At 35.5% G+C, this 11,343-nt stretch carries 11 protein-coding genes, 3 tRNA genes and 1 other RNA gene; all 15 read left to right on the top strand.

Going from position 1 to position 11,343, the window contains the following annotated elements; genetic code table 11:
- Positions 1-52 precede the first annotated feature (52 nt).
- The 15 genes from ACMV0E_RS07150 to ACMV0E_RS07080 all read left to right on the top strand — a co-directional run bounded on the left by ACMV0E_RS07150 (position 53) and on the right by ACMV0E_RS07080 (position 11,343).
- A tRNA-Ile gene (locus ACMV0E_RS07150) sits at positions 53-127 on the top strand.
- Positions 128-138: 11 nt separating this feature from the next.
- Positions 139-852: a zinc ribbon domain-containing protein gene (locus tag ACMV0E_RS07145; protein WP_416085697.1), complete on the top strand. Its 714-nt coding sequence runs from the start codon at positions 139-141 to the stop codon at positions 850-852.
- An 11-nt stretch (positions 853-863) separates the two neighbouring features.
- Positions 864-1,196: RNase P RNA component class A (rnpB, locus tag ACMV0E_RS07140), an RNA gene on the top strand.
- A gap of 63 nt (positions 1,197-1,259) precedes the next feature.
- A tRNA-Pro gene (locus ACMV0E_RS07135) sits at positions 1,260-1,337 on the top strand.
- Positions 1,338-1,340: 3 nt separating this feature from the next.
- Positions 1,341-1,418 (top strand) — tRNA-Pro (locus tag ACMV0E_RS07130).
- A 32-nt stretch (positions 1,419-1,450) separates the two neighbouring features.
- A complete protein-coding gene (locus ACMV0E_RS07125) occupies positions 1,451-2,899 on the top strand; it encodes an aminotransferase class I/II-fold pyridoxal phosphate-dependent enzyme (protein WP_416085696.1) in 1,449 nt (482 codons plus the stop codon).
- Between the two features lie 2 nt (positions 2,900-2,901).
- Positions 2,902-3,234, top strand: coding sequence for a hypothetical protein (locus ACMV0E_RS07120; protein WP_416085695.1), 333 nt, complete (start codon positions 2,902-2,904; stop codon positions 3,232-3,234).
- A complete protein-coding gene (locus tag ACMV0E_RS07115) occupies positions 3,215-5,212 on the top strand; it encodes a V-type ATP synthase subunit I (protein WP_416085694.1) in 1,998 nt (665 codons plus the stop codon). The genes ACMV0E_RS07120 and ACMV0E_RS07115 overlap by 20 nt, the downstream gene beginning before the upstream one ends.
- Positions 5,213-5,225: 13 nt before the next feature.
- The gene (locus ACMV0E_RS07110) at positions 5,226-5,711 is read left to right on the top strand and encodes a permease (protein WP_416085693.1); all 486 of its coding nucleotides are present in this window, start codon (positions 5,226-5,228) and stop codon (positions 5,709-5,711) included.
- A 6-nt stretch (positions 5,712-5,717) separates the two neighbouring features.
- A complete protein-coding gene (locus ACMV0E_RS07105) occupies positions 5,718-6,296 on the top strand; it encodes a V-type ATP synthase subunit E family protein (RefSeq protein ID WP_416085692.1) in 579 nt (192 codons plus the stop codon).
- The gene (locus ACMV0E_RS07100; protein ID WP_416085691.1) at positions 6,296-7,240 is read left to right on the top strand and encodes a hypothetical protein; all 945 of its coding nucleotides are present in this window, start codon (positions 6,296-6,298) and stop codon (positions 7,238-7,240) included. Before ACMV0E_RS07105 ends, ACMV0E_RS07100 begins: the two co-directional genes overlap by 1 nt.
- The gene (locus tag ACMV0E_RS07095; protein ID WP_416085690.1) at positions 7,233-7,559 is read left to right on the top strand and encodes a V-type ATP synthase subunit F; all 327 of its coding nucleotides are present in this window, start codon (positions 7,233-7,235) and stop codon (positions 7,557-7,559) included. Before ACMV0E_RS07100 ends, ACMV0E_RS07095 begins: the two co-directional genes overlap by 8 nt.
- A gap of 2 nt (positions 7,560-7,561) precedes the next feature.
- Positions 7,562-9,337 (top strand): V-type ATP synthase subunit A, encoded by a 1,776-nt coding sequence (locus ACMV0E_RS07090; RefSeq protein ID WP_416085689.1) that lies wholly within the window; start codon positions 7,562-7,564, stop codon positions 9,335-9,337.
- Positions 9,330-10,733: a V-type ATP synthase subunit B gene (locus tag ACMV0E_RS07085; RefSeq protein WP_416085688.1), complete on the top strand. Its 1,404-nt coding sequence runs from the start codon at positions 9,330-9,332 to the stop codon at positions 10,731-10,733. Before ACMV0E_RS07090 ends, ACMV0E_RS07085 begins: the two co-directional genes overlap by 8 nt.
- On the top strand, positions 10,723-11,343 hold the full coding sequence (locus ACMV0E_RS07080; RefSeq protein ID WP_416085687.1) for a V-type ATP synthase subunit D: 621 nt from the start codon (positions 10,723-10,725) through the stop codon (positions 11,341-11,343). Before ACMV0E_RS07085 ends, ACMV0E_RS07080 begins: the two co-directional genes overlap by 11 nt.

Below are 11,343 nucleotides of genomic sequence, written 5' to 3'. Positions count from 1 at the left end.
TACTCTTGACTAAAATCTACTTTTGTGTAAAATAGTTATGCACTTTGAATCTGGGCCCGTAGCTCAACGGCAGAGCGGTTGGCTCATAACCAATTGGTTCTTGGTTCGAATCCAAGCGGGCCCACCATGGAGGAATTTATGTCATATCTGGAAAAACTTTACGAAGTTGAAACCAAATTAACCATAACCCATGAAAAGGAAAAACGAGTTAAAGAAATAGAAGAAGAATTGAAAATTGAAGATCAAATAAAAAACCTTTCAAGTGAAATAGACGAAATAAACCTTTCAAAGTCTGGGTTTATAAAAAGAAAAAATGAAATAGAACGTGAAATCGAAGAAACAGAGAGGGAATTAAAAAGTATCCAAACTGCAATAGAATCAAACCAGTTCAGGACTCAAAAGGAACTTAAGGCAGCAAAAAAGACGGAAGAAAATTTGGTCGCAAAATTAGATGAACTTAAAAAGAGTTTATCATTTGTAAATTCAGAGATAGCCGATAAGGAAAAAAAGATAAAAGAGATAAGTGATAATATTGTAAAATTAAAAAATAGATACAATAATATTCAAGAGGAATACAATAAACTCGAAAAAGAGATTAAAGAAGAAAGAGAAGCATTAGATAAAGAGTTTGATAGTGTCCTTTCAACGCTACCATTAGAGTTTGCAAGAGAGTATCTCTCGATAAGAGAAGATTTTCCTGATGGTGCAATATCCCAAGTTGACCATGGTCATTGTGGAAATTGTGGAGTAAAACTTCCACTTGAATTTATTGAGTTTCTTAAAGAAACTAAAGGCGATAAAATTCTACGTTGCGAAATTTGCGGAAAGATATTATACTTAAAGATAGAGTGATTTATAGGCCTTAAGTAAGGAAGGTGGTCGCAGAAGGCATATTGTCCTTCTGAGGAAAGTCCGGACTCCTGGGAGCAGGGTGCTTGGGAAATCCAAGCGGGGGTGACCCCAGGGAAAGTGCCACAGAAAATAGACCGCTAACCAATGGTTAGCAAGGGTGAAAAGGTGGTGTAAGAGACCACCGGTAGTCCTGGTGACAGGGCTATGCATGGCAAACCCCACCTGGAGCAAGGCCAAATAGGGTAGCAAAGAGATGCTCCCCTCACGCTACCGGGTTGGCCGCTGAGATAAATGACTGCCGCCTCTTTTGAGGAACAGAATCCGGCTTATTCCTTACTTAAGGCCTTAAAAGTATTGCAAATTTGAAAAGTTTTCATATAATTTAGCGGGTCAATAGTTTTAGTTGTCGGGGCGTGGCGCAGTTTGGTAAGCGCACCTGCATGGGGTGCAGGGGGTCGGAAGTTCGAATCTTCTCGCCCCGACCACTACGGGATGTGGCCCAGTTTGGTTAGAGCGCTTGGTTCGGGACCAAGAGGTCGTGGGTTCGAATCCCACCATCCCGACCATCAAAGAAAAAAATATAAGATTGGAGGTATAGGTGGAACAAGAACGTGCGCCTTTATATGAAGCAGTTTCTAAGTATATAAAGCGAAAGATGATTCCTTTTCATATGCCGGGTCACTCGCAGGGTAAGGGCGCTCCTAAGATTTTAAAAAGACTCTTTGGTGATAAGTTTTTTGACTTTGACTTGACTGAAGTTTCGGGTCTTGATTATCTTCATTACGCTCAGGGTGTTATAAGGGAAGCTGAAAATCTTGCAAGTACTCTTTATGGAACTGAAGCTACTATCTTTCTTGTTAATGGTACTACAGCTGGCGTGCATGCGATGATTCTTGATTCTGTAAAAGAAAATGAGAAAATCATAATTGGAAGGAATTCACATAGGTCTGTTATTGGTGGAATTCTTCTTGCAAAGGCAAAACCGGTTTTTGTTCAGCCAGAATTCAATGATGAATTTGGAATAATTACGAATGTTAAACCAGAATCAGTTGAAAAAGCAATAAAAGAAAATCCTGATGCAAAGGCAGTACTTGTAACAACTCCTAATTACTATGGACTTCAAGGGAGAATTAAGGATATAATTGATTTAGCTCATGAAAATGGTATGCGTGCGCTTGTCGATGAAGCGCATGGAGCCCATTTTCCTTTTAATCCGAAGTTTCCTAAATCGGCCATTTATTTAGGTGCCGATCTTGTAACTCAAAGTGCCCACAAAACATTACCCACTTTGACACAAACATCTTTTTTACATATTCCATCTAAGGAAGTAAATGTAGATCGTATTGAACAAATTCTAAGTATCATTGAAAGTTCAAGCCCCTCATATATTTTTATGACTGCTCTTGATGTTGCAAGGCGTGAGATGGCTTTGCACGGGAAAGAGATGTGGGATAAAGCAATCGAAGTTGCAGAGTATGCAAGGGCACGCATTTCAGCTTTAGATGGATTTAAGGTAATTACTGAGAAAATAATAAATGGGGATGATATATATGCCTTTGATCCAATTAAACTTACTATAAACGTTCAAGAACTGGGTTACTCAGGCTTTGAATTTGAGCATATTTTAAATAAAAATGGAATTGAAATTGAGCTTGCAGATCTTCAAAATGTGCTATTATTTATAACCATAGGTACATCAAAAAGGGATATAGATACACTTGTATCCGTTTTAAAGAAGATTGAACCACGTAAAGAAAAGAGTACTGTAAGAATGCCAAAGTTTCCGGAAGCACCTCAATTTGCAATGTTACCATTCGAGGCATTCCAAAAGGAATTTGAAGTTGTGCCCCTTAAGGAATCTCTCGGAAGGATTTCTTGGGGAATTGTTGCACCATATCCACCAGGAATTCCTGTTCTTGCACCAGGCATGGTTATAAACAATGATTGTATTGAATTTACAGAGGAAGTATTTGAGAAAGGTGGTCTTGTTCAAGGTTCAATAAGATATGGAAGTGAAATTGCAATAAGAGTTGTGAAAGGAGAGTAATCATGCTTGAAAGAGACCTTTTAAACACTGTAAGAGAATTTGAAGAAGAGGGAGAAAAAATTATAAAAGAAGCCCAGGAAAAGATTCAGAAAATGAAAGAAGAAATTAAAAGAGAGATGATTGATCTTCGAAACGAAGTTGAAAGAAAAATAGAAACCGAATCAAAAACTTATAGAGAGGAGAAACAAAAGAATCTCATTAAGGAAATTGAAACATTCAAAAAACATTTTGAAAGTGAACTTGAAAACCTGGAAAAATCCTATAAAACAAAAGCAAATGAACTTTTTGATAAATACCTAAAAGAGGTTTTTAGCTATGGCTATAGAGAAGGTTAAGAAGATTGCTATCCTTGGGAGCGTAAAAAGAAAAAAGGAATTACTCGATGCACTTTTTGACTTGAATGTTTTTCATCTTGAAAGCGTCTCAGAAGAGATTATTTCAAATTTTGAAAATTTTAAAACCGCAATTCCCGAGAAGACTTTTGAAGATGAAATTTATAAAATTTCGTCGATTCTCTCGATTTATAAAGATTTAAACCTTGAAAAGCAAGGTTTAATACAAGGCTTTTTGCCACAGGATTTTGATGTAGACGCCGATGAATTTGAAAATGTTATTAATGAATTTAATTTAGATAAACTCTATAATGAACTTAATTCTTTAAGAAATAGACTTCATGAAATTGAATTAGAAAGAACAAAGCTTCTTGAAGAAAAGAAAAACCTAAAGGTTTTTTCTGGTTTTCCATTCCAATTTTCTATTTTAAGGGGAACTAAAAGAACTTCCTCTTTTATTGGCTTGTTAAATAAGAAAAACTTTGATAAATTTGTTTCTGATGAGAGAGTAAAAAATCTATTCCTGCATACTTTTAAAGCTGATAAAAATAGAGTAAGTATTTTTGTGCTTTATCTAAATGAAGAAAAGGATAATGTTAATGCCCTTATAGGGGACTATTCAATCGAAATTCTTACACCACCTGAAAATTTGTCAGGTTATTTTGAGGAAGAGGTAGAAAGAATAGAAAGAAGGTTAAAACAAATTGAAGAGGAAGAGCGTATAATTCGTTCAAAAGTGGCTGAATCATATAAGGAAAAAAGGAAACTTCTCATTTTAGAGGATTACTATAATTCACTTTCTTCAAAGGAAAAATCATTATCCTCCTTTATAGAAGGCAATGTAGTTCTTGTTGCAAAAGGATATGTAAAAGAAACTGATTTTGATTATTTAACTTCTAATATTACCAAGTTAAATTTCTTAGTTTTTGAACTTGAAACAAGTTCAAATGACCTCGTTCCTGTTAGCCTCAGGAATATAACCTTATTTAGACCTTTTGAATTCCTTGTTAGATTGTTTGGTTTTCCTTCTTACTCAAATATTGATCCTACAATACTTGTTGCTATTTTGTTTACTACATTCTTTGGTTTTGCTCTTGGAGATGTAGGATACGGATTTTTGACTGCCTTATTTGGAATTACTTTTGCTAATAAGTATAAGCGTAATTTAGGTGCTTGGAAATTTTTTATGATTCTTTTCTATGGCGGTTTGATGTCAATATTTGTTGGATTGATGACAAACTCATTTTTTGGTAACATTCTTTCTCTGTATTTTCCAAACTTCATCCTTACCCAACTGATGTCAAAAATACAAGTTATTGATCCAACATCTCCAGATGGCTCTGTTCAATTTATGATTTTGTCTTTAATAATTGGTTTTACTTCGCAAATGATTGGCGTACTTGTAAGTGTTATAGTTAAAATTAGAAACAGAGCCTTTTTAGATGCAATTGTTAATGGTGTGGGATGGCTACTGTTTTTGCCTGGTATTGTTATGATCGCAGTTATAGGTTCAAACCCAACCTTAAAATTAATTGATAATATGCTTATTTTGTTAGGTCTCACATTTATTTTAATAGGCGGGTGGATGTCAATTAGAACTCCTTTCTTCAAACCAATAGCAGCGCTTGTAAATCTCTATGGTATTAGAAGTTCTTACGGGATTTCTGGATTTTTAGGTGATACTCTTTCTTATCTCAGATTGTTTGCATTAGGATTAAGCTCTGGCATTCTTGCATCTTCATTCAATCTAATGGCAAGAGTGATAGGAGAAATTCTCGGACCCATTGGTGTTTTTGTAACATTTATAATACTTATTTCTCTTCATGCACTTGCTTTATTTATGAACGTATTAGGTGCGTTTATTCATTCAATACGTTTAAATTTCCTTGAGTTTTTTGGAAGGTTTTATGATTTAGGTGGTTATGAATTCAAGCCCTTAGGGTTTGAATTTAAAAATATTAGATTAAATAAAAAAAATTAGGAGGTTAGGTGAAATGAGTGTATTTAATGGACCAATGTTAGTTGCAATTGGCGCTGCTTGTGTAGCTGTAATGGGAGCAATAGGATCTGGTATTGGTATTACAAGGACTACTTCTCATGCAGGTGGAATTCTTTCTGAAAAACCAGAACTCTTCGGTAAAACACTTGTTATTATGGCGCTTCCAGGAACACAGGGATTCTATTCGCTTGTTGTAATGTTTTTGATGCTTCAATTCTTTGGGTTTGTTGCAGGTACTCCCAAGGCAAGTCTTTCCCAAGGCATTGTGGCACTTTTTGTTGGGATTTCTATTGGGCTTGTAGAATTTAAGACTGCACTTGATCAGGCACGTTCTGCATTAAGTGCTTTAGATTTGACTGCGAAGAGACCAGAAGAAAGCGGGCGTGCTATCCTTCTCCCAGCACTTGTTGAAACCTATGCTATTCTTGGACTTCTTTCAGGCGTTTTGCTCTCTCTTTGGATTTCAAAAGCAGTCTTTTAATTGGACATGGGAATAGAAAAAATTAAAGATCTCATCATCAATTCTGCAAAAAAGAAAGCGGAAGAGATGATTGAGACCGCTAAAAGAGATTTAGAAGAAGAATTTTCCAAATTTAAAAAACAACTTGATGAAGAATATCAAGCAAGACTCGAAAGATTGAAAAGGGAAATTGATGAAGAATTTGACCGTGCTAAAGTTATTGAAATTTCGAAAATAGAAAAGAAAAAACTTTTAAAAAAGAAGGAAATTCTCGATGAATTTTTTGAGCATTTAAAATCAATGATGATGAAAGATGAGAAATCTTATAAGAAAATGTTAATAACTCTTCTAAAGAGAGATGTAGTTGATGGCTCCACTGTGTATCTAAATGGAGATGATTTGAAAAAATTTGGTAAGGACTTTGAGAAACTTATCTACCAGGATTTGAAATTAAACGACGTAAAAATCGAGGAATCTCCTATAAATATCAAAGGTGGCTTGATAATTAAATCGCCAAATTTCGAAATCGATGATTCTATTGACGAATTAGTTGATTCGTTTAGAGAAGAAAAAGAGATTGAAATTGCAAAGGAGATTTTCGGATAATGGTGAACTTTTCATTCAAGATAGAATCTAAAAGTCAATATGATTTCCTTTGCGGTAGAGTAAAGGTACTTGAGACTTATCTTATGGGTGATAGTGTTTTTAAGGAGCTTGTAAAAAAGGACTTTAAAGGGTTTGTTGAAGTTTTACAGAATTATCCTTATAAGAATTTCCTTGAAGATGTTGATTTTGAGTCAGTAAAGAAGGCAATTGAAAATCGAAAAAAATCCGAATTTAATGAAATTTCTAAGTTCGATCTAAAAGATTTTATTGATGTATTTTTTAAGTCAAAAGAGTATTTTCTTTTATTAAAGAAGATTGCCTTAGGAGATGTAGCTTTTAACAATGGATTTACTGATTTATTATTAAAGAGTCCCTGTAAAGTTCCACTAGAACTATGTAAATGTTTTGAAGAGCTTAAGGCTGGACTTCCATCTTATATTAGGCCTTTAGTGATTGATGTGTATTATCTTAATTTTATTTGGGAAAATGCAAAGAAAACTAATAGTGATTTTATTGTTGAATTTTACTCTGAATTTATAAACAATACTGTTCTTACAATACTTATGCGAAATTATAATTTCGTGAAGAATAATTTCATCAACGAAAATGATTTTAATAAGTTGGTGGAATACCTTTATGCTCGACTTGAAAAGAGAGATATCCTAACTAAGGTTAGAAATTTCGAAGAGTTGTCACATTTCCTAAACTATTCGAGGGCCTTTTATTCAGAGAAAGAGCTTGATGAAACATACGAAACTCTTGAAATTGATACATTGAGGAGATTTTTTGATAAAGGAAAATATTTTAACGAAGGAATTGAGCCTATTTTTGTGTACCTTTTGAGGTTGGATTATGAGGCAAGCTTGTTGCAAAAGCTTGCCTATGCCCTATATCATGGGGTAAGCCCTACAGAGATTCCAGAATTGGAGTTTGCTTATGAATAGGATCGCTTTTGTTGGAAGCAAAAGATTAGGGATACTTTTAAAGAGTTTTGGAATTGAAATGTTTGTTGTGGGTAACAATGTTGAGTTTATTTCAAAGCTTAAAGAAATTACTAAAACTAATTCATACGGTATAATACTTACAGAAGAAAGCTATGCTTCGGCAGTTAAAAATTTTATCGCAAAGAAGACATCACCTTTACCTGCTATTATGATGCTTCCTACTATTGAGTCGAGTGGCGAAACAGTCAAAATGATAGGAGAGGTTGTAGAGAAGGCTATTGGTATTAATATTTTAGGAAAAACCAGTGGAGGAAAATAGATATGGAGGAAAGAGTAGGTAAGATTGTAAAAGTAGCAGGGCCTCTTGTGGTTGCAAAAGGTATACCTAATGCAAAAATGTACGAGATGGTATATGTTGGAGAAAAGAGGCTCTTTGGCGAAATAATCGAAGTTAGAGGAGATATGTCCTCAATTCAAGTTTATGAAGATACTTCTGGAATTGGCCCAAATGAACCTGTCTTTTTTACCGGAATGCCCCTGAGTGTTGAGCTTGGACCGGGACTTATTGGATCTATATATGATGGCGTGCAGAGACCACTTGATGAGCTTATGGCAAGGTTTGGAGAGTTTGTTCAAAGAGGAATTTTTGCAGCACCACTCAATAGAGAAAAGCTGTGGCATTTTGTGCCAACTGTAAAAGTAGGAATGGAAGTATCTTCAAATGATGTTTTAGGAGAGGTTCAAGAAACTCCTTTGATTAAACATAAAATACTTGTTCCGCCAAATGTTAAAGGAAAAGTATTAAAAATTGTAAAAGAAGGCGACTACAATGTAGAGACAGTTATTGCAATCCTTGAAGATGGTGAGAAAAATATTGAATTAAAAATGTACCATAAATGGCCTGTTAGGCTTGCAAGACCTGTAAAAATGCGTGTTCCACCCGATGAACCTCTTGTAACAGGTCAGAGAACCATTGATATGTTCTTCCCAATTGCAAAAGGTGGTACTGCTTGCGTTCCAGGACCATTTGGAAGTGGTAAGACTGTTGTGCAGCACCAATTGTCAAAATGGGCTGATGCTGATGTAATTGTGTTTATTGGATGCGGCGAGAGAGGAAACGAAATGACGGATGTCCTTATTGAATTTCCTGAACTCAGAGATCCAAAATCAGGAAGACCGCTTATGGAAAGGACAGTTCTTGTTGCTAATACATCAAATATGCCAGTTGCAGCAAGAGAAGCATCAGTTTTTACAGGAATAACTATAGCCGAATATTATAGGGATATGGGTTATAATGTTGCTCTTATGGCGGATTCAACCTCACGTTGGGCTGAGGCAATGCGAGAAATGTCAGGAAGACTTGAAGAAATGCCGGGAGAGGAAGGATATCCAGCATATCTTGCATCAAGGATCTCGTCTTTTTACGAAAGAGCTGGGAAGGTATATGTGCTTGGTAAAGAAGATGTAGTTTCAAGTTTGAGTGTTATTGGTGCAGTTTCTCCTCCGGGAGGAGATCTTTCTGACCCTGTAGTACAGGCAACTTTAAGAACAGTAAGAGTCTTCTGGTCGCTTGATGCAACGCTGGCGTATGCAAGGCACTTCCCTGCAATTCACTGGTTAAGAAGCTATTCAATGTATGCAGATCAACTGAAGTCGTTTTATGATAAGAATGCAGGTGTTGGTTGGAATGAATATAGGGCAAGAGCACTTTCTATTTTAAGAAAAGAAGCAGAACTTCAGGAAATGGTTAGACTTGTTGGTATAGATGCTCTTTCTTCTCATGATAGGCTTACCCTTGAAATTGCTCGTTCTATAAGAGAAGATTTTTTGCAGCAGGATGCTTTTGATCCTGAAGATACATATACGTCTTTAAAGAAACAATACAAGATGATAAAGTTGATTTTTACTTTTGCAAATTTTGCAGAAGAGGCTTTGAAAAAAGGTATTGAATTAGAGAAAATTGTATCTCTTCCTGTAAGAATTGATATATCAAGAGCAAAATTTATTTCTGAGAAGAATTTAGAAAAGTTTGATGAAATTGAAGAAAAAATAAAGCAGTCATTTGATTCACTTTTAGGTGAGGTGCAATATGCCTAAGGAATATACAACCGCCAAAGAGATAGCAGGACCTTTGCTTATAGTTGATAATGTTGAAAAAGCTACCTATAACGAGATTGTAGAAATTAAAACGGCTGATGGCTCAATTAAGAGAGGTCAAGTTCTCGAAGTTAATGGAAATATGGCCCTAATTCAGGTTTTTGAAGGAACATCTGGTTTAAGTCTTGGTGAGGTAAAGGTTAAATTTTTAGGTCATGGCGTTGAGTTGGGTGTTTCCCCTGATATTTTGGGAAGAATATTTGATGGATCAGGTAAACCTATTGATGGAGCACCGCCACTAATTCCAGATAAGAAGCTTGATATAAATGGGAGCCCTATTAATCCATACGCAAGAGATTATCCATCTGAGTTTATACAAACAGGAGTTTCAGCAATTGATGGTCTAAATACGCTTGTAAGAGGACAAAAATTGCCTATATTTTCCGGTTCTGGATTACCTCATGCTCAACTTGCAGCTCAAATTGCAAGACAGGCAAAGGTTTTAGGAAAAGAAGAGAAATTTGCAGTTGTTTTTGTTGCAATGGGTATTACCTTTGAAGAGGCAAACTTCTTTATCAATAGCTTTAGAGAATCTGGTGCATTAGAGCGATCAGTTATGTTTATAAATTTGGGAAATGACCCTGTTATTGAAAGAATTGCAACTCCAAGATTTGGTCTTACGGCTGCTGAATACCTTGCATTTGAACTCGGAATGCACGTTCTTGTTATTATGACTGACATGACAAACTATTGTGAGGCACTTCGTGAAATCTCTGCGGCAAGAAAAGAGGTTCCGGGGCGAAGAGGATACCCTGGGTATATGTATACCGACCTTGCCACAATTTATGAGAGAGCAGGAAGAATCAAAGGTAAAAAAGGATCTATAACTCAGATTCCTGTATTAACAATGCCAGAAGATGACAAAACTCACCCGATTCCCGATTTAACCGGTTATATTACCGAGGGACAGATCTTCTTAAGTAGAAGCCTATATCAGCAAGGTATTTATCCTCCAATTGACGTATTGCCAAGTTTGTCGAGGTTAAAGGATAAGGGAATTGGTCCAGAAAAAACAAGAGAAGATCATGCAAGCATAATGAACCAACTCTTTGCAAGTTATGCAAGAGGAAGAGAGGCCCGTGAGCTTTTAACAGTTTTAGGTGAAAGTGCATTAACGCCTGTAGACTTACTGCATGTAAAATTTGCAGATGAGTTTGAAAGAAATTTTGTAAAACAGGGTGAATATGAAAATAGGTCAATAGAAGAAACGCTTGAAATAGGTTGGAAACTTCTCTCAATGCTTCCAGTTGAAGAGCTTAAGAGAGTAAAGCCACAGTTCATTGAAAAATATCTTTCAAAGTATCTTAAAAAAGAGGTAGAAAGCAATGCTTCTTAATGTAAATCCTACAAGGATGGAACTTCTCCGTTTAAAGGAGAGACTCATCCTTGCAAAGAGAGGACATAAGCTTTTAAAAGACAAACTTGAAGGTTTGATGAAGAATTTTCTTGATGTTTCAAAGAGATATATTGAACTGAGAAAGGATTTTGATGAAAAATTTGTTTTGGCTTTGAAGAAGTTCCAAATTTCTACTCAAGATATAGAGGAAGATATGCTTGATTCCCTTTTAGAGGGGGGCAATTTTAGTACTGAACTTTCTTATAAGCTTGTAAATGTTATGAATGTCAAGTATCCTACGTTTAGCGTTAAAATGAGCGGTTCACCTATTGCCTATCCATATTCCTTGACACCTGTAATGCTTGATTATACTTTTCTTGAAATTCTCAAGCTTATTGAACGAATTATAGAGCTTGCCTCTCTTGAACAAGAACTTTATTCAATTGCTCTTGAAGTTGCAAAAGTCAGAAGAAGAGTAAATGCCCTTGAATATGTAATGATCCCTAATCTTGAAGAAACGATCAAATATATTGAAGGAAAATTGGAGGAGATGGATCGAGAAAATATAGCAAGGCTTTTGAAGATTAAGGATATTATAAGAGGACATTAA

It is taken from the genome of Caldisericum insulae (assembly GCF_047785965.1).
GTDB lineage: Bacteria > Caldisericota > Caldisericia > Caldisericales > Caldisericaceae > Caldisericum > Caldisericum exile_A.
This window is presented reverse-complemented; position numbering and strand designations above follow the sequence as displayed.

Coding starts and splice junctions, on each gene's coding strand:
- ACMV0E_RS07145 (WP_416085697.1), top strand. CDS start 139: ATGTCATATCTGGAAAAACTTTACGAAGTTGAAACCAAATTAACCATA.
- ACMV0E_RS07120 (WP_416085695.1), top strand. CDS start 2,902: ATGCTTGAAAGAGACCTTTTAAACACTGTAAGAGAATTTGAAGAAGAG.
- ACMV0E_RS07115 (WP_416085694.1), top strand. CDS start 3,215: ATGGCTATAGAGAAGGTTAAGAAGATTGCTATCCTTGGGAGCGTAAAA.
- ACMV0E_RS07110 (WP_416085693.1), top strand. CDS start 5,226: ATGAGTGTATTTAATGGACCAATGTTAGTTGCAATTGGCGCTGCTTGT.
- ACMV0E_RS07105 (WP_416085692.1), top strand. CDS start 5,718: ATGGGAATAGAAAAAATTAAAGATCTCATCATCAATTCTGCAAAAAAG.
- ACMV0E_RS07100 (WP_416085691.1), top strand. CDS start 6,296: ATGGTGAACTTTTCATTCAAGATAGAATCTAAAAGTCAATATGATTTC.
- ACMV0E_RS07095 (WP_416085690.1), top strand. CDS start 7,233: ATGAATAGGATCGCTTTTGTTGGAAGCAAAAGATTAGGGATACTTTTA.
- ACMV0E_RS07090 (WP_416085689.1), top strand. CDS start 7,562: ATGGAGGAAAGAGTAGGTAAGATTGTAAAAGTAGCAGGGCCTCTTGTG.
- ACMV0E_RS07085 (WP_416085688.1), top strand. CDS start 9,330: ATGCCTAAGGAATATACAACCGCCAAAGAGATAGCAGGACCTTTGCTT.
- ACMV0E_RS07080 (WP_416085687.1), top strand. CDS start 10,723: ATGCTTCTTAATGTAAATCCTACAAGGATGGAACTTCTCCGTTTAAAG.